Genomic DNA, 21,050 nt, shown 5'->3' with positions numbered 1-21,050 from the left:
ATCTTATTTATGGAAATAAGGTTTCAATCTATTCTTATTATATAAAAGAATATTTGATGATCGTTTTATATTCTTTAGATTATTTATGATGAGAGTGTGAGGATAAAAATGCCGATACTCTAGATCGGCATTTTCATTGGGGAGAGGGGGGAATCAATGCGTTAACGTTTCAATTTGATCCCGGCTCAGTCCGGTACTGGTGATAATGATGTCCAAGCTAACACCATTTCTCAATAATGCGCGAGCCGTTTCCAGATTAGCTTCTTTTCGGCCTTCTTCACGCCCTTTTTGTTCAAGCTGTTCGGCAATAGTCATCAACATTGTTTCATGCTCCGGAGATTGCTCAATGAGTTGATGGACAAATTGGGAGAGATCCAGCGTATGCCCATTCGATAAAATATAGCTTAACACAATATTGCGCTGTTCGATTGTATTATAACCAGCATTCAAAAGCGCCACCAATTGGGGAACCCATTCCAACATATCCCGGCAGCGGATATGTTTTTGTACTAGCTCCATCAAGGCAATGCTCTTGTGCGTCAAGATCTCTTCGTCGCTGAGCGCACTTATGTCCACCAGCGGAAGCGGCTGATTGTACACAAGAGAGGCTTGTTCAGAGAACGTAAAACAATCCAGCCATCGATTTGAATAAGGGTAAGGTTTCACCTCACCATGATAAAACAGCAAAGGTACTACCAAAGGAAGTTCAGTATGCCCTTTTTTAAGGTGCGCAGCCATGGCTGACATAGAATAATACATCAACCGCCAAGCCATTAATGGGTCGGGAGTGGATTGATGTTCAATAAGGCAATAAATATAACCATCCCCTTGTTCTGTATCAACAGAGTACAGGACATCACTGTGCAACTGGCGTAACTGTCTGTCTACAAAGCTACTGGGCTCCAGTTTCAGTGTGGTTAAATCACACAATGACCGAATTTCTTCAGGCAGATAAAGAGATAAAAATTCCTTCGCTGTTTCTGGATGTGTTAAAAAATGTTTGAATAATGCATCATGGTGAAGCTTTTTTCCTTTCTTTGCCACAATCAGTCCCTCTTTTTAATAAGTTGTTAATCATCTTTGATGATTAACACTCTTATCTGTCTAGAAAACCAACCATCAAAATACAACATATTATCCGATGACCCAATCCCAGCGCTGACCAATAAATCCGTTCGATAGAGAAACTGACATCATTAATTAAATCATTTAATTAAACATTTCTTCGCAAATTTCTTTGAGTCGGCAGCACAAAGAATAATTTCGATAATTACTGCAATCATCATCGGGCTTACAGATTCGCCAAGTAGCTCTACAGTCAGCGTAAGGGTGCAAAAGGTTGCAGTAGCTGAAATTATTCGATAGCGAAAATATCGCCTTGCGCCAAGGCGCGATTTCAGAAAAGGAAACCAATTAATATGCTAAGGATGGAAACACAGGCAAGGTATGAGCCATGCAGGAATTTTGGTATTGGTCAATAAATCAGGCCCATAAAATGAGGACAGAATAAGCATAATTTACAATGAAATCAGTCAACCCCAATGTCTATTGTTCCGTATTATTTTTAAGTTGGAATTTATCCCCTGACATTTTTGTTATTTGTCAGGGGGCTATTTGATAAATTCAGTATTAAGAAGATTAGAAATTTTAGTTAGGGCTTCTGTGAGTTAAGGCATGCTGGGCGCGGTAGCGATCAACCCACATTGCAGTAGCGCCACAGACAGCTACGGGCATAATGAACAAATTCACGATAGGGATCATCGTTAATACGCTCACAACAGCCCCAAACTGGAGATTATCAATTTTATCTTGTCTTAGAGTGGTACGCATGGTGGCAAAACTAACCTTGTGATTATCAAATGGATAATCACAATATTGGATAGCCAGCATCCATGCGCTGAAAATAAACCAAAGTATCGGTGCGACGGTTTGCCCAATACCGGGAATAAAGTAAAGCAACAATAGGACAATCGCGCGGGGAATATAATAAATAATTTTCACCACTTCACGTTTTAAAATACGGGGAGTGTCTTTAAGTAAATCCATGACGCCGGTATCTGGAGCCGGAATGCCTGTCAGACTGGCTTCCAGCTTCTCTGCCAGCAATCCATTGAAAGGGGCAGCGATAAAATTGGCCAGTGTGCTGAAAAAATAGGTGAAAATCAGCAAAATAGAAATAACGGCCAGTGGCCAGATTAAATAACTTAGCCATTGCATCCAGTCTGGTATTTTATCGAGGGTCCATTGTATCCAGCCATCCAATTTCTGATATAGCCACCAGAATGAGCCACCCAGCAATAACATATTAGCCAGCAAGGGTAATAAAACGAATCTCTTAATGCCAGGACGGGTTATAAGCTGCCATCCTTGCGCAATATAATGAAATCCTCCCAAATGTTTTGGCGATTTTGTCGAATTCGTCATATTTTCTTATTCTCTCCTATATGTTTGAGACGGTATGATATAGGCAGGATTTTCTACTGACCAGTAGTTTTGTGTGTAAAAAACATCCGAAAAAACAGTTTGATTATCTCTTTATGGTAAGAAAAGTATTTAGAGACTTGCACTTGTCTTATTTGGCAAATACTCTTATCTAAAGAATATTCCGCCGTAGTGGCAATTAATTTAAACAACAGAGATAGCAATGATGCAGGATTTGCGTCTGATATTAATCGTTGTTGGTGCGATAGCCATAATAGCTTTGCTATTACATGGGTTGTGGACCAGCCGTAAAGAGCGTTCATCACTCTTTCGTGATCGCCCAGTTAAACGTCATAAACAGGAGCGTCAGGAAGAGCTGGAAAATAGTGATGGCGATGAACTGTTTGATAATGAGCCAAAATCACATGTGCAGAGATCGGGCAAGCCGCATACTGAACATCGTGCAGAGCCCGTTATCGAACGTCGTGCATCTGAATCACCAGTGACTGAACCTGATGAGGGTTCTGATCCTTTACTTGCAAGAAGTCAACCTGATGAATCAGCAGCAAAGGCGAAAGTTAATGTTGTTGATGAGCAGCAGGATGAACCGCAACTTGGGTTATTTGATCCTGTTGAGCAAGTTGAATCGAAAGGCGCACCAGTTGCTGGGGATGTTGACGATAAATCGCTCAGGGAGCACTCCGCTGATGATTTGATGGCTGGAAAGCAGCCAAATGCAGTGGAGGCAGAAACGCCGGTTGAGGCTGAAAAAGCGCCAAAAGAAACGGTGCTGGTATTGCATGTTGCTGCCCATCATGGTCAAGAGCTTGATGGTGAAGTATTGCTGCAAAGTATTTTGCAGGCGGGTTTCCGGTTTGGCGACATGAATATCTTCCATCGTCACCTTCATCCGTCAGGTAGTGGTGCTGTATTGTTCAGTTTGGCTAACATGGTAAAACCCGGTTCGTTCGATCCGGAGCAAATGACCGGTTTCACCACACCCGGTATTTCCATGTTTATGCTTGTGCCTTCATACGGCGATTCCAATCAGAATTTTAAATTGATGTTGCAGGCAGCACAGCGCATCGCTGCTGATGTGGGGGGAGTAGTTCTGGATGGTGACCGCAAGATGCTTACACCTCAGATGATCGAACTCTACAAAGCGCGTATCCGCAATACGCTCAACATCAGTGAATAAATCCTTCTTTTAAGTTTTAAGCCCCCGCCAGTCGGGGGTTTTTTCATCTCTGGTGAGAATTCATGAAAAATATTATCGAAAAAATCAACACACTAAGAACAACATTACGCCATCATGAATATTTGTATCATGTTTTGGATACGCCAGAGATCCCTGATGCAGAATACGATCGTTTGATGCGTGAATTAAAAGCATTGGAAGAGCAGCACCCGGATTTGATTACGGCAGATTCTCCCACCCAACGCGTCGGGGCTGCGCCATTAACGGCTTTTGAGCAAGTCCGCCATGAGATCCCCATGTTGTCGTTGGATAACGTATTTGATGAGGAAAGCTATCTGGCGTTTGACAAACGTGTTCGTGATCGCCTTAAAGATAATCGGGATTTGGTATTTTGCTGTGAATTGAAACTGGACGGCCTGGCTGTCAGTTTGCTGTATGAAAATGGCGAATTAGTGCAGGCTGCGACTCGCGGTGATGGAACTACAGGGGAAAACATTACTGCCAATGTTCGCACCATTCATGCGATCCCTCTGCGTTTACAAGGGGAGAATATTCCCGATCGTGTTGAAATCCGCGGTGAAGTTTTCATCAAGCAAGCCGGATTTGAAAAGCTCAATGAGGAAGCTCGTCGCACTGGCAATAAAGTATTCGCCAATCCTCGCAATGCAGCAGCGGGTTCCTTACGCCAGCTTGACCCACGTATTACAGCTAAGCGCCCACTGACTTTTTACTGTTATGGAATCGGTGTTCTTGAGGGCGGGGCTTTTGAAAATGGTAAGCAGCCAGAAAGCCATTATGAGCGCTTGATGCAATTTAAGCAGTGGGGTTTGCCTGTCAGTGACAAGGTGAAATTGTGTCAGGGAACCCAGCAGGTAATGGATTTTTACCATGACATTGAACAGCAACGGCCAACACTGGGTTTTGATATAGACGGGGTTGTCGTCAAAGTTGATTCCCTTGAGCTACAAGAAAAATTGGGTTTCGTTGCCAGAGCGCCACGTTGGGCAACCGCTTTTAAATTTCCGGCCCAAGAACAGATGACGATTGTCCGTGATGTTGAGTTTCAAGTAGGGCGTACCGGTGCCATTACACCTGTTGCGCGTTTAGAGCCGGTATCAGTTGCGGGAGTGACAGTCAGCAATGCCACATTGCATAACGCAGATGAAATTGAACGTTTGGGATTACGCATTGGTGATACGGTGGTTATTCGCCGGGCTGGGGATGTTATCCCGCAAGTAGTTGGTGTTGTGAGCGAACACAGACCAGCTGAAAGTCAGGAAGTACTTTTCCCTGAGAACTGCCCGGTTTGTGGCTCTGAAATCGAGCGGGTTGAAGGTGAGGCGGTAGCTCGCTGTACCGGGGGATTATTTTGTGCAGCACAGCGCAAAGAGGCGTTGAAGCACTTTGTTTCCCGGCGTGCCATGGATGTTGATGGCATGGGCGAAAAAATTATTGAGCAGTTGGTAGATAAAGAATATGTTAAAACACCTGCCGATCTTTTCCGTCTTACCGCTGGGATATTGACCGGCCTTGATCGAATGGGGCCTAAATCTGCCCAAAATGTCATTAATGCCTTGGAGCATGCTAAAAAAACCACTTTTGCCCGTTTTATTTATTCTTTGGGCATTCGCGAAGTTGGTGAAGCGACGGCTGCCAATCTGGTTTCTCACTTTGGTACATTGGAAAAATTGCGTGCGGCGGATACTGAGGCATTAGTTGCCGTGCAGGATGTGGGGGGGGTTGTTGCCAGCCATGTTGTGAATTTCTTCAATGAACCGCACAATCAAACCGTCATTGAAGATTTGGTCAATAATATTGGCATCCATTGGGAATCCGCTGAAAGCCTGCCTTTGGACGAAATTGATAGCCCATTTACAGGCAAGATAGTGGTATTGACAGGCTCATTAAACCGTTTATCCAGAGATGAGGCTAAAGATAAGTTAACTGCTTTAGGGGCAAAAGTAACAGGAAGCGTTTCGAAAAAAACAGATTTGGTTATCGCTGGTGAGGCTGCGGGTTCTAAATTAGCTAAAGCCAATGAATTAGGTATTTCGGTTATTGATGAAGAAGAGATGATTCGTTTGTTGGGTGAATAATTTCTTTGTTTAGCCAATCTGTTCACTGAGTCAATTTGTTTCACATTAATCATGTGAAGGGAGAAAATGTGATCGGGTTGGCTAAATAGAAATTTATAGCCGCTTAAATAGTATTTTAATGTGATAATAATCAAAATTTATTGCTTCGCGTTACATAAAATACAGTTATAAATTTGCGCGGCGTCACATTTGGAGTTCTTTTTATGTCTCATATTTTTCATTTTTTTCTCGCATTAGCTGTTATAGGGGGCTTAGCTGTTTTTGCGAGCAATAACCGAAAAGGTATTCAGATTCGCTATATTATTCAGTTGCTTGTCATTGAACTGTTACTGGCATGGTTCTTCCTGAATTCTAATGCGGGTCTGGGGATTGTTAAGGCATTTGACAATCTATTCGTCCATTTATTGTCTTATGCAGCGAAAGGCACCAGCTTTGTGTTTGGTGGCATGATGGAAGCGAATCTGGCGTTTTTCTTCCTGAATGTATTGTGCCCCATCATTTTTATCTCTGCCCTGATTGGTATTTTGCAGCATATCAAAGTACTGCCGATTATCATCCGAGCGATAGGGACTGTGCTGTCTAAAGTGAATGGGATGGGCAAACTGGAATCGTTTAATGCAGTCAGCTCATTGATTCTGGGACAATCAGAAAACTTTATTGCTTATAAAGATGTGCTGGGCAAAATGTCTGAGCGCCGGATGTATACAATGGCTGCGACGGCGATGTCTACGGTTTCCATGTCTATCGTGGGCGCTTATATGACGATGCTGGATGCGAAATATGTCGTTGCGGCATTGATTCTCAATATGTTCAGTACCTTTATTGTTCTGTCGCTCATCAATCCTTATTCAGTTGAGAGTGAAGAAGAAATCCAGATGAGCAATCTTCACGAGGGACAAAGTTTCTTTGAAATGCTGGGTGAATATATTCTGGCTGGTTTCAAGGTCGCCTTGATTGTCTCTGCGATGCTGATTGGTTTTATCGCCTTGATTGCGGGTATCAATGCCATATTTCACTTAGTATTTGGTATTACTTTCCAAGAATGCCTGGGATATGTATTTTATCCGCTGGCGTGGCTCATCGGTATTCCAAGTGATGAAGCGCTGAAAGTGGGCAGTATCATGGCGACCAAACTAGTTTCCAACGAATTTGTGGCGATGCAAAGCTTGCAAGAAATTGCGGGTCAACTGAGCGAACGTTCGAAAGGCATTTTGTCCGTATTTTTGGTCTCTTTTGCCAACTTCTCCTCCATCGGTATTGTTGCAGGCGCCATTAAAGGATTGAACGAAAAGCAGGGCAATACGGTTGCACGTTTTGGTCTGAAGTTACTGTTTGGTTCTACTTTGGTCAGCTTCTTGTCTGCTGCAATTACAGGGCTGATAATGAGCATTTAATTTCTACTCCGTAATGTACGGTTAGAATGAAAGAAAGTGGTGTCTTTGCGGATGCCACTTTTTTTATGTGAAAATATTTTTTATATGAAAGTAACCTGTATTGCAGACTAGAGAGGCTAGTACAATGAATAAAGAAAACTTGCTGGAAATCGCCAATACAGCCATGCCATTTGGCAAATATAAAGGGCGTATGCTAATTGATTTGCCGGAAGAATATTTACTTTGGTTTGCCAGAAAAGGGGAATTTCCGCAGGGCAAACTGGGGGCACTAATGGAAATGACGCTGGCTATCAAAATTGAGGGACTGGAATCGTTAGTAAAACCGTTAAAAAACGCCAATACATAAATTTTGCCCGAAATTTTTCCTGAAATTTCATTTCTTCGTCACTATTCATAATGCATATTGCACTAATATTTAAAGTAATTAATTGGACGCTAAACGTTGAATGGATAAAGCACGGTAGATACGGAGGGGCACAATGAATTATTTTGATGGAAAAATTGCGGTTGTTACAGGAGCCACAACGGGAATTGGCGAGGGGATTGCAGAAGAATTATATCAGCGGGGAGCTACGGTCATTATTACGGGCCGCCAGTTTACCAGTGTGGAACAAACGGCTCGCCGGATGGATCCGACAGGGCAGCATGTCATCCCAATGGAATCAGATGTCAGGGATCACCTTTCAGTCAAGGCATTAGTTGACAGTACGGTAGAAACGTTCGGTGGATTACATTTATTGGTCAATAATGCCGGTATTACCGGGCCGCATAACGTCAATATTTGTGATTACTCCATCGATGACTGGAACGATGTGATTAACACCGATCTCAGCGGCACATTTTTCGGTTTGAAGTATGGGATACCAGCCATTCTTCGAAGCGGAGGAGGGGCAATTGTTAACCTTTCATCATCCAATGGCATAGTGGGAATTCCCGGCATTGCCCCTTACACGGCAGTTAAACATGGTGTACTTGGTTTAACGCGCTCAGCTGCCTTGGAGTTTGCTGATAAAGGTATCCGCATCAACGCAGTTGGGCCGGGTTATGTCGATACGCCGCATATACAAACTTTACCTGCGGAAGTCAGAGAATGGATGGCAAATACCCACCCTATGAAGCGGATGGCAACCAGAGCAGAAATAGCTAAAACCGTGGCATTTTTATTATCGGATGAAAGTTCATTTACAACAGGGGCTTATTACGCGATTGATGGTGGTTATACGGCACAATAAGTACAACACACGCAGGCAGTAACCACAAAAAAATGAAGAGCCTATTCCATGCAAATAAAACTGAATAGGCTCTGGTAACTACTTATTTGGCTAATCTTTTAAATTTCATCTTCAATATTATGGAGAGTATTATCGCATTGATAATCAAACCTAAAACGAGCCCGTACCAAAAACCAACCAGCCCCATTTTTCCTGTGATGATATCTGTCAACCCTAGGATAAAACCTAAAGGAATACCGATAATCCAATAACCTATAATGGGCGCGTAGAATACTATTTTAGTTTCATGTAACCCGCGAAAAATACCCGATAGCATGTACTGGAAAGCATCAAATAAATGGAAAAAACATAAAAAAATCACAATGCTCATGGCTGCATTGATCACCAGAATATCTTTTGTATACAAACTAATAATAGAGTAGGGGTATAGATAAAAAAGAACACATAACACAGACGCTATAAATGCAGCCGCTGCAGTGGCTATAGCACTAAAACGGAATATCGATTGGATATCCCTTTTGGCATTGAGGTAACTAACCTTTACTGTTGTAACAGTAGAAAACCCACCCGTCACAGTGAACATTAAGGATGCCACAGTGATAGTGATATTATTTGCAGCGATGTAAACAGGGCCAAGGGTAGCGACACCAAATGCAATGATATCAAGAAAAAGCACTTCAATAAAAAGAGCCATTCCACTTGGAATACCCACTGAAAATAATTGCTTCAATTTCTGATTAAACTTCAAAGAAAGCTTAAATTGGTACTGTTTATATTCTTTTTTATATAAAAAATACAAGATAAGGGCAATGGCGCTAAGCGTATTGATCAGGGTTGTTGCAATTCCAGCGCCCACACCGCCCATCTCAGGCATGCCAAACTTGCCAAATATGAAAGCATAATTGACAGGTATATTAACCACAAAAGCGAGGCAGGAAATATACATGGCTATTTTTGTATCTTCCAACCCTTGCAGTAATGAACGAAATACATTGAATAGCATCAGCCCAGGGACCCCAAAAGCCATTGCTGTAATATAACCTTTTGTAATATTCACCACTTCTTCATCAACACCAATGAAAGATAGAAGTTGTACAGCAGCGAATAGAAAAATAATAATCGGAATTGATAGAAGAAACGAGGCGGATATGTAGTTATTTACACATTCTTTTATTTCTTCAATATTATTGTGGGATCTGTATTTTGCCACATCAGCAGACAGCATCATAATAACACCGTGCCCCAATATAAAAATTGGGAACCAAATACTCCCTCCCAGAGCAACGGCTGCTAAATCAATCGTTGAATAATGGCCTGACATGAGCGCATCAATAGCACCCATCCCTGTTCTAGCTAACTGAGTTATTATGATCGGTGTTGATAATAAAAATAGGTATTTTAATTCTTTTAACAAAGTTTTATTTTGCATAACTATCCTTATTGGATTTTATTGCTACATTGCTTTTCCCGGAATTTAAGATAAAAGAGTTTTTGCAAGTTTTTCTGCTAATTTTCAGATTTATTGTTTGTTAACGAAAATATAAAGGGGTAGGTACTGGAACTGAATGAGGCTAGCTTACATCAAAATAGATAGATATTTTTAGTTATAAGTGCAATGAAATAACAAACTTATAAAATCAAAGGAAAGTATATTAGTAAAAAATAAATACGGCAATATGTCAGCCAAAATAAAACCCCCTGAAAACAGGCGTTTTCAGGGGGTTTTATTTTGGTGGAGCTAAGCGGGATCGAACCGCTGACCTCTTGCATGCCATGCAAGCGCTCTCCCAGCTGAGCTATAGCCCCACAAATGTGGTTCAGATTTTGAATAACCAAATACTGACTGGAAATCACAAGTATTTGGTGGAGCTAAGCGGGATCGAACCGCTGACCTCTTGCATGCCATGCAAGCGCTCTCCCAGCTGAGCTATAGCCCCAAATCAAAATCCTGTAGAACGGGGCGAATCATATGAGACCCGGAGAATTCTGTCAATGGGTTCATTAATATTCATTGTGTAAATGCTGAAAAAGCCAGCAATGATTAATTTAAGTGATAAAAATAAAGGCACTACAATAAATTGAGTGCCTTTATTATGTTATGCCAAATTATGCAATGGCGATTTATTGAGCTTCGCGCTGAGCGATGTAAGCCAGTGCTTTATCAATACGAGCCAAAGAACGGATTTGGTTGATGGCATGAATTGTTACATCAACACTCGGTGATTGACTTGCACCTGTAACAGCAACACGCAGTGGCATACCAACTTTACCCATACCCACTTCCAATTCGTCAGCGGTTGCCTGAATGGCATGATGGATATTTTCTGGAGTCCATTCAGTAATGTCTGCCAGTTTGGCACGGGCTACTTCCAGAGGCTGACGGGCAACAGGGCGCAAGTGTTTTTTCGCCGCATCAGCATCAAACTCTGCAAATTCTTCATAGAAGTAGCGGCAAGACCCGGCCATTTCTTTCAGTGTCTTGCAGCGCTCGCCCAACAATTTGATCAAATCAACCAGCTCTGGGCCAGTGCGGGTATCAATGCTTTGCTGCTCAATGTGCCATGCCAAATGCACAGCAACTTTTTCTGCTGGCAGGGTATTGATGTAATGATGGTTCAACCATTGCAGTTTTTCAGTATTGAATGCACTGGCGGATTTGCTGATGGCATCCAGACTGAATAATTCTGTCATTTCTTCAATGGTGAAAATTTCTTGATCGCCATGTGACCAGCCCAGACGTACCAAATAGTTCAGCAGAGCTTCTGGCAGATAACCGTCGTCGCGATACTGCATTACGCTGACCGCACCGTGGCGTTTGGACAGTTTTTTGCCATCATCGCCAAGGATCATGGATACGTGTGCATATTCTGGTACTGGAGCGCCAAGGGCTTTCAGGATATTAATCTGACGTGGCGTATTGTTAATATGGTCTTCACCACGAATAACGTGGGTAATTTCCATATCCCAGTCATCAATTACCACACAGAAGTTATAAGTCGGTGAACCGTCGGTGCGACGAATAATCAAATCATCCAGTTCTTGGTTGCTGAATTCAATTGGACCACGGATGCTGTCATTAAAAATAACAGAACCTTCCTGTGGATTGCGGAAACGCACAACATGCGGCTCATCATGACTGTGCTGGCAATCACTATCACGGCAATGCCCGTTATAACGTGGCTTTTCACCATTTGCCATTTGAGTTTCACGCAGTTGTTCCAAATGTTCTTTGGAACAATAGCAGCGGTAAGCGGTACCTTGCTCCAGCATTTCATCAATAACTTGGTTGTAACGATCGAAACGTTTGGTCTGATAATATGGGCCTTCATCCCAATTCAGATTTAACCAGTTCATCCCGTCCATAATTGCGTCGATAGCATCTTGAGTGGAACGCTCCAGATCGGTGTCTTCAATACGAAGAACAAACTCACCTTTATTGTGGCGGCTGTATAACCAAGAATAAAGAGCGGTACGTGCACCACCAACGTGAAGATAGCCAGTTGGACTTGGTGCAAAACGGGTTTTTATTTTACTCATCAGGAATTGCCTTAATTACGTTTCTCTTTTTAGATAACGTTTTGGATGATTGATGTAACAATAGTGGGGGGTATTTTATCACTGGACTTCAATTCCTCAATGGCGTTAACGGTAGGTTATTAAGAAAAGCTAAAAGACGTTGATTAAATGCTACCCTGGCGTGATTATAATTGTTTCATTCTGTTTAATTTTACAACGAACGATAGTTTTCGTAATAAAAACCGTTGACTCACCTCGAACTATCCCTATAATGCGACTCCATCACGACGGGGCGATTAGCTCAGTTGGTAGAGCATCTCCCTTACAAGGAGGGGGTCATCAGTTCGAATCTGGTATCGCCCACCATACATTGCAGTGATAATCTGTAATTAATATGGCAAAGATAACCGTAGTGATAAGTACTTGATAAAGAAGTAAAATTTATGATTGGGCGATTAGCTCAGTTGGTAGAGCATCTCCCTTACAAGGAGGGGGTCATCAGTTCGAATCTGGTATCGCCCACCAATCATAAATCAGTGGTATAGATGTCGTTATAGTCATCATGAAGTGGGCGATTAGCTCAGTTGGTAGAGCATCTCCCTTACAAGGAGGGGGTCATCAGTTCGAATCTGGTATCGCCCACCACTTCATTAGATTGTTTCGCAGTATCACATCGATATTTAGAATGGGTCGTTAGCTCAGTCGGTAGAGCAGTTGACTTTTAATCAATTGGTCGCAGGTTCGAATCCTGCACGACCCACCATTCAAATATCAAAATCAAAATTATCTAATTGGGTCGTTAGCTCAGTCGGTAGAGCAGTTGACTTTTAATCAATTGGTCGCAGGTTCGAATCCTGCACGACCCACCATTTAGATATAAAAATCAGAATTACCTAATTGGGTCGTTAGCTCAGTCGGTAGAGCAGTTGACTTTTAATCAATTGGTCGCAGGTTCGAATCCTGCACGACCCACCATTTAGGTAAGACCGATATGAAGTGGGCGATTAGCTCAGTTGGTAGAGCATCTCCCTTACAAGGAGGGGGTCATCAGTTCGAATCTGGTATCGCCCACCACTTCATCTAAATATCTCCCTATATTTATTCCCTGTAGTTTCCTAAGTTAATCTAATTATTTTTTAAATTGATTGTTTGAAATAATTTTAAACAGTGAGTTGTTTTTCTGTGACTTCCGCCGCGGAAGATACATTTAAACATTCAATTATCCAGATTAAGCATAAGAAACTGGATAATTGAAAAGTACCATCTATTTATTTTGACACCATCGCGACTAGTGCATCATAAACGGGCAATAGACGGGTAAAGCCGTCTCTATCAAGAAAATGTCCACCATTCTCAATTGTTATAATTTCCGTTTGCAACGCATGAGCCAATGCATAGGAAGATTGGGGAGAAACAATTTCATCATTGGCTGAAATGATGGAGACACGGTGTTCTGTCAAACCGCGCAGATAAGAATAATCCAGCGGTTCATTAGTGAAGAATGCATCTAATTCTGGCAAGGTCTTCTGAGATGAGTCGCATCCAGCAACCCAAATATATCCGCCAATACGCAGGGATTCTGAACGTATTGCCTCCAAATGCCGCAATGTTGTAATGCTGCCAAGACTGTGACTAATCAAGAGGGTATTCTCGTCTATGTCGGCGGCGATATTCATTAGTGCATTAGCCCATGACTCAGGCTTGGGGGAGGAAGAATCAGGCATTTCTGGGATTACCACTTCCGCCCCTTGTGCGGTAAGAACTTCTTTCAACCAGGGAAACCAATGTGATGCAGGTGACGCTGTGTAACCGTGAATAACAATTATTTTTTTACCAGCAAACAATCCATTATTATTTATCGTTTCTAATGTCATTGATTCGTCCTATTTAATTACTCGTTTTTTTAAAATGATCAGATTATTTATTATGCAATAATCTGTCACTGTTATAACCCAATGACAACATAGATAACTATTTGCTGGCAATACCTCACCTTAACTAAATATCGCCAGCCTTCTTCAAAACGGCACAATATGAATAAAATTGATGGTTTTTACATTGGCCGTAGAAATCTCTGCTAGCGAAATATAGACGTATTATTCCTGCATGATTTCCAGTCTGGTAATTAGAAATATTTGCCAAAAAATGCCCTTCACAAAAAATGGAGAGCATTCCTGATAATATTAAGATAATGCTCTCCAATATGGGATTTTCGGTTTATTTGGTCTTTAATCCATAGCGCTTGAATTTTTCTAAAACCCGTTGCATTTCGGCTTGAGAAAGAACAGGCACTTTTTCCATGATTGGAAGCACCTTCAAATAAAGTTGCGCCAAAATTTCAATCTCATTAGCCAGCCACAGTGCTTTTTCCAGATTGATTTCCATGGCGATCATGCCATGATGCTGCATCAATAGCGCCTTACTGTGCTTGATCCCTGCTTGTACACTATCAGCCAGCTCAAATGTTCCAAAAGTAGCATAAGGAATGCATGGGACATGATCGGTGCCCGTGACAGCTATCATATAGTGAATGGCAGGAATGGCGTGATTGAGAATTGAAACGGCTGTTGCGTTAACTGCATGGTTGTGGACAACAGCATTGAGCTCAGGGCGGGCTTGATAGCAAGACAGATGAAAATGCCATTCGCTTGAAGGTACTTTGCCAGCGTCATATTCCCCTTTATCGCTTACATACACGATTTGATCAGGTGTCAGCTTGTCATAAGGGATACCGCTGGGAGTAATTAAAAAGCCATTTTGATAGCGAGCACTAATATTGCCGGATGTCCCTTGATTCAATCCAAGTGCATTCATTTTGAGACAAGTATCAATAATCTCTTGAGCGATTTGCTCTCTATTCATGAGTGTCACCTTGCATAGCCATTACGGTTGCTGTTTGCATAAATCAGGGAAAAGCATTTGCAGCCCCTCTGCGCTGGCTTCACAAACCCCGCGTTCTGTAATCAATCCGCTAATAAATTCAGCAGGTGTGACATCAAAGGCATAATTTCCGCAAGTTGTTCCTTGTGGCGCCGTATTTACCCAACTCCGTGTACCTTCAGGATTGATTCCATATACATGGGATTGCTCTTCCCCAGCTCGCTCCTCGATCGGAATTTCTTTCACTCCATCCCAAACGGTAAAATCCAGTGTTGGTGAAGGAAGGGCAACATAAAAAGGTACTTGATTGGCTTTAGCCGCCAATGCCTTAAGATAAGTTCCGATTTTATTGCACACATCACCTCTGGCAGTGGTACGGTCTGTACCGACAATGCAGAGATCGACTTTGCCGTGCTGCATCAAATGACCTCCTGCATTATCAGCAATGAGAGTGTGTGGCACACCGTGTGAGCCTAATTCAAACGACGTCAATCCACCCTGATTGCGTGGGCGGGTTTCATCAACCCAGACATGAACGTTAATCCCTGCATCATGTGCCATATAAATCGGAGCCAGCGCAGTTCCCCAATCAACAGTTGCAAGCCAGCCTGCGTTGCAATGAGTCAAAATATTGACTGGTTCGCCTGCGGGCTTATGTGCGGCATACTTTTGTATGATATTTAAACCATGTTCACCTATTTTGCGGCACAGCTCCACATCTTCATCGGCGATTTCATTGGCGATGCGATAAGCGATAGCTTCACGTAACGAATATTCAACATTTTCCAGTGCCTGATATAACCTATCCAGCGCCCATTTCAAATTAATAGCGGTAGGTCGGGTTTTAATCAATGTATCGTACGCGTGCTGTAGATTTTCATCATTACTGCTCTGACGCATAGCCAGGGCCATGCCATATGCGGCAACTGCACCAATCAAGGGTGCTCCCCGTACCCACATTTCTTTGATGGCGGTGGCGACATCTTGCATTGTCTGCAGTTGAATTATCTGTACTTCGAAAGGAAGTTTGGTCTGATCGAAAATTTCGATGGTATGACCATCATCAGCAAGCCAAACAGAACGGTAATGGATACCATTAATTTTCATTTCAGCCTCTTAACATTGTGCTATATAGCGTTTAATCAGAGAAAAATTAGGGTAATTCTCTCGATTAACGATTAATTCTCGAGCTAACTTCAGTGCACTTTTCTGGCAAGCTGCACGTTGATTTTGGTCTTCAATCTGTTGGAAATCGGCAACACCGGCAAAACCAATAATGCGTCGATTGATTTCAAATCCGGCATAGGCGAGCGTATCCTTAAATAAAGTGGACAAAAACTCATCCTGTGCGGCTTTCAGAAACGATGAATCGAACTCGCCTTGTTGATAAAGCTTGATTGGGTAGGCATCCCCGCTCTCTTTTTCATTCCACAATTGGCGGAATTTGTGTTCAAAAACCGACCATGTTGTTTCGATTTGTTCCAAAAGCCATGCCTGATAATCAGAACATTGCGCGCTATTTTCCCGTAAAGCCGGTTGGGCAAAATAGGCCATCAACAAATTACCGATGTAGTTACCAATATCAAATGCCATTGGCCCCATAAAACTGAATTCTGGATCAATCACTTTTACGGAGCTTGATGCCACCATAATGGAGCCGGAATGGAGATCGCCGTGCAGTAACGATTGTGCATTTGTCATAAACTGATATTTATACTGCATGGCTGTTTGAATTAACGCTCTATCTTGCCAAATAGCGTAGATTTCATCGTCGAGTTGGGGAGAAGTCCAGTTATTTCTTTCTGCCTTAAAATAAGGCTCAGTGAAAATCAGGTCTTCGGTAATTTTGCAAAGTTCATGATTATTGGTGAAGAGAGCTAGGAGCTCTTTTTTCTCCTTGCCACTTATTCCAATATCTGAGGTATGGAATAATGTCTTGGCAAGAAAAACTCCAATATTTTCTGCAAGATAAGGGATCTTTTTTCCGGCAATTAACTGTTTGCGCAGGATGATATGATCAGATAAATACTCCATGGCAAAGAGCGAGATATCTTCATCATAAAAATAGACATCAGGAACATATACTCCGGCAATTTTATTCTCTTCAAGCAAAGCATTATATTCAAAATATGAACGGGAAAGAGAAAGCGGCCAAGATTCACCTGCGGCTCTCACATAGGGCAGAGCTTGTTTTACGACAATTGTTTTTTCCTTGCCTGAAACAATAAACACTAAATTGAGATTTCCATCACCCACTTCTTGTACTTGCCAGCTTTCAGGTAGGCCTCCAAGTGAAATAGTTTCCGGTAATTTTTTTGCAAGGTAGTTTGGTAAAGATTCACAATTTTGTGGGGTATAGTCTGTAGGGACATGAGCAGACATTCTTTTTCATCCTGATAATTTCATGAAAGAGTTCATAAATTGCACAGCGATAACTTATTCTGCTGTAATGATTTTTTAGAATTGTTAACTATAGATACACAAAAGTTAATATTCTGTGATGAAACTAACGAATTTCCATTGAGTGAAACAACAGTTATGTCTGGGGCTTTGGCAGGGGAGGAAGGCCATGGGCTGCTCTGGCACGATCACAATTCTCATTATAATCGTTGGTTTCCCAGGCTTGGGGAAACTCTCTGCAAGGTGAGGGCCTATTATGGTAGATAGAACAAGAAACAGATTTACCTATTTCACCACATAAATTTATACAACGTGGGCGTGGTTCATTTGTGCCTTTCATACACCGCATAAAATCATTTAATTTTTCAGTCCTGGAGACAGGAACTGTACCACCGCCATCTTCAGCTTCAGCCCAATAAAATGAAACACGAAAATATGAACAACAAGCCCCACAGCTTATACAAGGATTATCTAATAATTTAGATTGAGAATTTAACGTTTGACTCATACCAGATTTCGCTATCTGATGTTTAAGACCCGCATTCAGGTAAAATACCCTATCCTCAAAAGATTAGTTTCCAATGAAACATAGATCTCTTTGAAAAGAGATTATGTTGCTAAAGTTCATGCCCATTCAAGAAATTTTTTTCTATTATCTGTTAATAAAAATTCAGATATTGCAAAATAGATCACATATTTTTTTATAAACATCACTCTTTATAATTACCCCACTTTTTGCATAAGTGGGGTATGGCATTATTTTTTATGGGAAAGTAATTTATTTAAATCCATATAATTTAATTTTACTTGGTCATTAGGCAGTAAAACACCTTTTGTCAAAAAAGTTTCCATGCCAAATTGGGTAAAGCCATAGGCCTGCTCTGCAAAAAAGGCACCCCCTGAAATTCGTTTTGCGCCAGCATTAAAAAACTCTTCTGCGCTAGGGCCATTTGGAAGAGCCATGATATTCAATGGGCCATTAATTTGGGAACTGATTGTTTGGCAGGCTTTTAAATCGATTAAACCGGGAATAAAAATACAATCTGCACCAGCTGCAAGATAGGCATTAGCGCGGGAAATGAAATGCTCATGATCTCTACTTTCACCGCGAAGCCATGAATCTATACGGGCATTGATAAATAAATCATAATTTATTTTTTTTGCGGCAGCACGAACCGCAGCTATACGTGCGGCTCCATCTTCAATCGACAGTGATTTACCCAGTTTGGAATCTTCAATATTAATACCAACACATCCGACGGAATAGAGATCTTGAACAAGATGCTCCATATTTTCACCAATGCTTAATAAACCATCTTCTATGTCAGCAGAAACAGGAAGATCAGTGTTAGAAATGATCAAATCAAGCACTTTAATGATCGTTTTTCTATCGGCTAATTGATTATCGGGATAACCTAAACTCCAAGATATACCGGCACTGGTTGTTGCTATGGCCTTTACGCCATTTTGTTCTGCTATACGGGTGCTCATAACATCCCATGAATTGGCTAAGAGCAATTTACCTTCTTCATGGAGTTGGCGAAATATTTGAATATTTTCATGCAAACTTATTTTTGTCATGTTATTTTCTCCAAAATAGACTTACCCAGTATCAGTTGATACTTATAATTAATATTATATGACATAGATATTTTTAATAAATCTGCATTTAATACTATACTGTTTTTATGTACAGTCAACGTCCGAGTAAGATATTTTTTTTGAGATTTTAATTCAATAAAAAATAATTATATTGGCTAATCATTTCAATTGTTATGCTTTTTGTTTTTTTATAAAAATAAATAATATTGCCATCTAAAAAGATGGCAAATTAATCTTGTGGATTATTTAATTGATATTACTTTTTTCAAGCAAAGAAAAAATAGAATTATAGATTTTATCTAATTCAATATTATTGACATTTTCAGGATCGTATAATGTGATACAGTTATTCTTATTTGCTAAAGGTGCCCAATTTTTAGGAGTTGTTACTCCATAAAGGGCGACCAGTTTTTTTTGCAAAGCGGCAGCTAAATGGCATATTCCCCCATCACCAACAACAATCAAGGTCATATCGTTCAATAAAGTTAAAAACGATTCTAAAGAAGAAGATATAACAATCTTACAATTCTTTCCTATGCGTGATTTTAAATCTTCAGCTAAAAAAACATCCTTATTGAGTGAAGAAATAATAAATTCTGCCTTTGGATAACGGATAAGAATTTTTTGTGCTATTAAATCCAGCCGTTCATTGTTTATCAGGCTGTTTTTTCTGTTGTTAGAAACAGAAAATAAAACAGTAGGAGAATTAATGCTACTGTTATGATTTTTCTTATCAAGAGTAATGGATGGAAGAAGAGACGGTGATAGTTCTGTTTCGTTAGATGAAAATATACGTAATACCTTTAATGCCTGATGATAGCCATTAACTTGCTTTTTGCTTACTGGTTGGTTAATTAATTTAGAATGCCATTGGCTCTCTGAAACAACAGCATAACGTTTTTTAGCACCTAATAGCCATAAAAACAAATTATTGAGTTTCATCGGAGTCGGTTTAGCTGAGATAGCTATATCGAATTTCTTTTGGCGGAATTTTAGTGCAGTTTTTAAAATAGATAAATATTTATTCCCTTTGGGAATGATATTAATATTTATGTCAGGAGCCAAATAATGGGCGAGTTCAATATTATCAGGATTGATAAATAAATTAATCTCAGCGCCTGGGTATTTTTTTTGTAGAAATTTTATTAATGGTTGAGTGCAGACAAGATCACCAAGCCCATTTCGGCGCAATATAGCTATTTTCATATTCAGTTACTTGAAATAAAACAATTTTTATAGTTTATGATAGTGGAAACTATAGCTAAAAACAGGCAGCAATAACATGATATTTTTATTATTTGCTGGAAAAAACGCAGTTTTTTGTTTGGCCAAGCCACCAATTTTTTATTTTTTCAATTAATTCAAATGGTTAATTTTTTGGTTGAATAGAATACATCAGGCTACAAATTAAAATTGCGGATATTTAGTATCCAAAATGAGGTAAAGCAGCTATTTTGCTCAATACTATCATTTATTGCGATGTTATTTGGAAATATTCAGAACTGGCGTAAAATCCTTCGGAAAAAACTGATACTTGAAGTAGCCTTAAGGCCCTGTAACTCCAAATATAAGAAATAATAATAACGGTATAACATTGTAGGAAAATAGATAGTGACTTCAAGGTAACAAAAGGAGGGTGTGGACTTGATACGGTGCATCAGAGCCGCATAAGCTGCTGTTAAATTAATAATATCTTATTGATTTATAATGGGTCTTTTGTTGAAGATGGATACGTATGTTCAGTAGTAACCAATGAATACTGCTTCACTTCAATTATGTGTAATTTAAAAAGCTGTTTTACTATCGTAAAATTACTGCTATTGTGATAATAATCATAACTACTTTTTCAGCATCAATATGCTTACGAAAAGACGTAAGAGGTTAAAGATGAATATATGGTCAAAGTTACTGAATAGTAAAATTGTCGGTTACATTATAGGTATGGTTTGTGCTTTTTTGTTTGGCATTAGCCCAGTAGCCGAAGAAGACGTAGAGAAGTTAGTTAAATAGAATAAATTCATTTTGTAATGAAGCCTTGTACTCTGAAGTGCCGCCTTATTTTGAATGAGCAGCTACTGACAATCATTGGACAGTGCAATCTGGATAAACAGGCTATAAGGCAGATAGAAGAAAGCAAATTATCACCCCAGAGTAAATAGTTCTGGGGTGGATGGAGTATTCCTTCCTTGAAGAACAACACTGGCCTCGAACTTATCTACATTGATGACTGGGTGGAAGAGGACGGCAGCATCACGATTAAGACGTTCCATTGTCAACACAGCATTTAACTCAACGGTTTCAAAACAAACGG

Annotated in this window: 17 protein-coding genes and 9 tRNA genes; 13 read left to right on the top strand and 13 right to left on the bottom strand. The window is 40.6% G+C overall.

Annotation, left to right across the window (positions count from 1 at the left end; all coding sequences use genetic code 11):
• Window positions 1–153: 153 nt before the first annotated feature.
• Together BM100_RS02635 and cysZ are read right to left on the bottom strand one after the other, a co-directional pair.
• Window positions 154–1,044: an Rpn family recombination-promoting nuclease/putative transposase gene (locus BM100_RS02635; RefSeq protein ID WP_092507659.1), complete on the bottom strand. Its 891-nt coding sequence runs from the start codon at window positions 1,042–1,044 to the stop codon at window positions 154–156.
• A gap of 603 nt (window positions 1,045–1,647) precedes the next feature.
• Window positions 1,648–2,424 carry a sulfate transporter CysZ gene (cysZ, locus tag BM100_RS02630; protein ID WP_092507657.1) on the bottom strand — a complete coding sequence of 259 codons (777 nt, stop codon included), beginning with the start codon at window positions 2,422–2,424 and terminating at the stop codon, window positions 1,648–1,650.
• A gap of 220 nt (window positions 2,425–2,644) precedes the next feature.
• On the opposite strand from cysZ, the gene zipA reads away from it, so the two are divergent.
• The 5 genes from zipA to BM100_RS02605 all read left to right on the top strand — a co-directional run bounded on the left by zipA (window position 2,645) and on the right by BM100_RS02605 (window position 8,341).
• Entirely contained in the window at window positions 2,645–3,619 is a 975-nt protein-coding gene (zipA, locus tag BM100_RS02625; protein WP_092507655.1) for a cell division protein ZipA, read from the top strand.
• A 62-nt stretch (window positions 3,620–3,681) separates the two neighbouring features.
• Window positions 3,682–5,715 (top strand): NAD-dependent DNA ligase LigA, encoded by a 2,034-nt coding sequence (gene ligA, locus BM100_RS02620; RefSeq protein WP_092507653.1) that lies wholly within the window; start codon window positions 3,682–3,684, stop codon window positions 5,713–5,715.
• Between the two features lie 203 nt (window positions 5,716–5,918).
• Window positions 5,919–7,109, top strand: coding sequence for a NupC/NupG family nucleoside CNT transporter (locus tag BM100_RS02615; protein WP_092507651.1), 1,191 nt, complete (start codon window positions 5,919–5,921; stop codon window positions 7,107–7,109).
• A gap of 124 nt (window positions 7,110–7,233) precedes the next feature.
• Complete coding sequence (locus BM100_RS02610; protein WP_092507649.1) at window positions 7,234–7,455, top strand: DUF3820 family protein; 222 nt, start codon at window positions 7,234–7,236, stop codon at window positions 7,453–7,455.
• A 133-nt stretch (window positions 7,456–7,588) separates the two neighbouring features.
• The gene (locus tag BM100_RS02605) at window positions 7,589–8,341 is read left to right on the top strand and encodes an SDR family NAD(P)-dependent oxidoreductase (protein WP_092507647.1); all 753 of its coding nucleotides are present in this window, start codon (window positions 7,589–7,591) and stop codon (window positions 8,339–8,341) included.
• A gap of 82 nt (window positions 8,342–8,423) precedes the next feature.
• On the opposite strand, the gene BM100_RS02600 is transcribed toward BM100_RS02605, so the two are convergent.
• From BM100_RS02600 to gltX, 4 genes are all read right to left on the bottom strand, one after another.
• Window positions 8,424–9,770 (bottom strand): MATE family efflux transporter, encoded by a 1,347-nt coding sequence (locus BM100_RS02600; protein WP_092507645.1) that lies wholly within the window; start codon window positions 9,768–9,770, stop codon window positions 8,424–8,426.
• Window positions 9,771–10,071: 301 nt separating this feature from the next.
• A tRNA-Ala gene (locus BM100_RS02595) sits at window positions 10,072–10,147 on the bottom strand.
• Window positions 10,148–10,202: 55 nt separating this feature from the next.
• A tRNA-Ala gene (locus BM100_RS02590) sits at window positions 10,203–10,278 on the bottom strand.
• A gap of 184 nt (window positions 10,279–10,462) precedes the next feature.
• Window positions 10,463–11,878 (bottom strand): glutamate--tRNA ligase, encoded by a 1,416-nt coding sequence (gene gltX / locus BM100_RS02585; RefSeq protein WP_092507643.1) that lies wholly within the window; start codon window positions 11,876–11,878, stop codon window positions 10,463–10,465.
• A 269-nt stretch (window positions 11,879–12,147) separates the two neighbouring features.
• Here gltX and BM100_RS02580 point away from each other — a divergent pair.
• The 7 genes from BM100_RS02580 to BM100_RS02550 all read left to right on the top strand — a co-directional run bounded on the left by BM100_RS02580 (window position 12,148) and on the right by BM100_RS02550 (window position 12,931).
• Window positions 12,148–12,223 (top strand) — tRNA-Val (locus BM100_RS02580).
• Window positions 12,224–12,306: 83 nt separating this feature from the next.
• Window positions 12,307–12,382 (top strand) — tRNA-Val (locus BM100_RS02575).
• Window positions 12,383–12,426: 44 nt separating this feature from the next.
• Window positions 12,427–12,502: transfer RNA gene (locus BM100_RS02570), tRNA-Val, on the top strand.
• Between the two features lie 42 nt (window positions 12,503–12,544).
• Window positions 12,545–12,620, top strand: a tRNA-Lys gene (locus BM100_RS02565).
• Window positions 12,621–12,650: 30 nt separating this feature from the next.
• Window positions 12,651–12,726 (top strand) — tRNA-Lys (locus BM100_RS02560).
• 30 nt (window positions 12,727–12,756) lie between these two features.
• Window positions 12,757–12,832: transfer RNA gene (locus tag BM100_RS02555), tRNA-Lys, on the top strand.
• A gap of 23 nt (window positions 12,833–12,855) precedes the next feature.
• Window positions 12,856–12,931, top strand: a tRNA-Val gene (locus BM100_RS02550).
• Window positions 12,932–13,125: 194 nt separating this feature from the next.
• On the opposite strand, the gene BM100_RS02545 is transcribed toward BM100_RS02550, so the two are convergent.
• From BM100_RS02545 to BM100_RS02515, 7 genes are all read right to left on the bottom strand, one after another.
• Window positions 13,126–13,731, bottom strand: a complete 606-nt coding sequence (locus BM100_RS02545; RefSeq protein ID WP_092507641.1) for an RBBP9/YdeN family alpha/beta hydrolase — start codon at window positions 13,729–13,731, stop codon at window positions 13,126–13,128.
• 343 nt (window positions 13,732–14,074) lie between these two features.
• The gene (locus BM100_RS02540; RefSeq protein WP_092507639.1) at window positions 14,075–14,719 is read right to left on the bottom strand and encodes an L-fuculose-phosphate aldolase; all 645 of its coding nucleotides are present in this window, start codon (window positions 14,717–14,719) and stop codon (window positions 14,075–14,077) included.
• A gap of 21 nt (window positions 14,720–14,740) precedes the next feature.
• A complete protein-coding gene (mtnA, locus tag BM100_RS02535; RefSeq protein WP_092507637.1) occupies window positions 14,741–15,844 on the bottom strand; it encodes an S-methyl-5-thioribose-1-phosphate isomerase in 1,104 nt (367 codons plus the stop codon).
• Between the two features lie 9 nt (window positions 15,845–15,853).
• The gene (gene mtnK, locus BM100_RS02530) at window positions 15,854–17,119 is read right to left on the bottom strand and encodes an S-methyl-5-thioribose kinase (RefSeq protein ID WP_092507635.1); all 1,266 of its coding nucleotides are present in this window, start codon (window positions 17,117–17,119) and stop codon (window positions 15,854–15,856) included.
• A gap of 154 nt (window positions 17,120–17,273) precedes the next feature.
• On the bottom strand, window positions 17,274–17,645 hold the full coding sequence (locus BM100_RS02525; RefSeq protein WP_092507633.1) for a YkgJ family cysteine cluster protein: 372 nt from the start codon (window positions 17,643–17,645) through the stop codon (window positions 17,274–17,276).
• A 248-nt stretch (window positions 17,646–17,893) separates the two neighbouring features.
• On the bottom strand, window positions 17,894–18,718 hold the full coding sequence (locus BM100_RS02520) for an isocitrate lyase/PEP mutase family protein (RefSeq protein ID WP_092507631.1): 825 nt from the start codon (window positions 18,716–18,718) through the stop codon (window positions 17,894–17,896).
• Between the two features lie 267 nt (window positions 18,719–18,985).
• Window positions 18,986–19,945, bottom strand: a complete 960-nt coding sequence (locus BM100_RS02515) for a glycosyltransferase family 9 protein (protein ID WP_092507629.1) — start codon at window positions 19,943–19,945, stop codon at window positions 18,986–18,988.
• Window positions 19,946–20,916: 971 nt separating this feature from the next.
• On the opposite strand from BM100_RS02515, the gene BM100_RS24155 reads away from it, so the two are divergent.
• Complete coding sequence (locus BM100_RS24155) at window positions 20,917–21,027, top strand: hypothetical protein (RefSeq protein ID WP_476756450.1); 111 nt, start codon at window positions 20,917–20,919, stop codon at window positions 21,025–21,027.
• Window positions 21,028–21,050 lie beyond the last annotated feature (23 nt).

The organism is Xenorhabdus mauleonii, from assembly GCF_900113945.1.
In the GTDB taxonomy this organism is placed as follows: Bacteria; Pseudomonadota; Gammaproteobacteria; order Enterobacterales; family Enterobacteriaceae; genus Xenorhabdus; species Xenorhabdus mauleonii.
The sequence above is the reverse complement of the archived record's forward strand: the minus strand, read 5'-3'. Positions and strand labels throughout refer to the sequence as shown.

Bases quoted from the DNA above. Each gene is read 5' to 3' on its own strand.
- cysZ (WP_092507657.1), bottom strand. From the start codon at position 2,424: ATGACGAATTCGACAAAATCGCCAAAACATTTGGGAGGATTTCATTAT.
- zipA (WP_092507655.1), top strand. From the start codon at position 2,645: ATGATGCAGGATTTGCGTCTGATATTAATCGTTGTTGGTGCGATAGCC.
- ligA (WP_092507653.1), top strand. From the start codon at position 3,682: ATGAAAAATATTATCGAAAAAATCAACACACTAAGAACAACATTACGC.
- BM100_RS02615 (WP_092507651.1), top strand. From the start codon at position 5,919: ATGTCTCATATTTTTCATTTTTTTCTCGCATTAGCTGTTATAGGGGGC.
- BM100_RS02610 (WP_092507649.1), top strand. From the start codon at position 7,234: ATGAATAAAGAAAACTTGCTGGAAATCGCCAATACAGCCATGCCATTT.
- BM100_RS02605 (WP_092507647.1), top strand. From the start codon at position 7,589: ATGAATTATTTTGATGGAAAAATTGCGGTTGTTACAGGAGCCACAACG.
- BM100_RS02600 (WP_092507645.1), bottom strand. From the start codon at position 9,770: ATGCAAAATAAAACTTTGTTAAAAGAATTAAAATACCTATTTTTATTA.
- gltX (WP_092507643.1), bottom strand. From the start codon at position 11,878: ATGAGTAAAATAAAAACCCGTTTTGCACCAAGTCCAACTGGCTATCTT.
- BM100_RS02545 (WP_092507641.1), bottom strand. From the start codon at position 13,731: ATGACATTAGAAACGATAAATAATAATGGATTGTTTGCTGGTAAAAAA.
- BM100_RS02540 (WP_092507639.1), bottom strand. From the start codon at position 14,719: ATGAATAGAGAGCAAATCGCTCAAGAGATTATTGATACTTGTCTCAAA.
- mtnA (WP_092507637.1), bottom strand. From the start codon at position 15,844: ATGAAAATTAATGGTATCCATTACCGTTCTGTTTGGCTTGCTGATGAT.
- mtnK (WP_092507635.1), bottom strand. From the start codon at position 17,119: ATGTCTGCTCATGTCCCTACAGACTATACCCCACAAAATTGTGAATCT.
- BM100_RS02525 (WP_092507633.1), bottom strand. From the start codon at position 17,645: ATGAGTCAAACGTTAAATTCTCAATCTAAATTATTAGATAATCCTTGT.
- BM100_RS02520 (WP_092507631.1), bottom strand. From the start codon at position 18,718: ATGACAAAAATAAGTTTGCATGAAAATATTCAAATATTTCGCCAACTC.
- BM100_RS02515 (WP_092507629.1), bottom strand. From the start codon at position 19,945: ATGAAAATAGCTATATTGCGCCGAAATGGGCTTGGTGATCTTGTCTGC.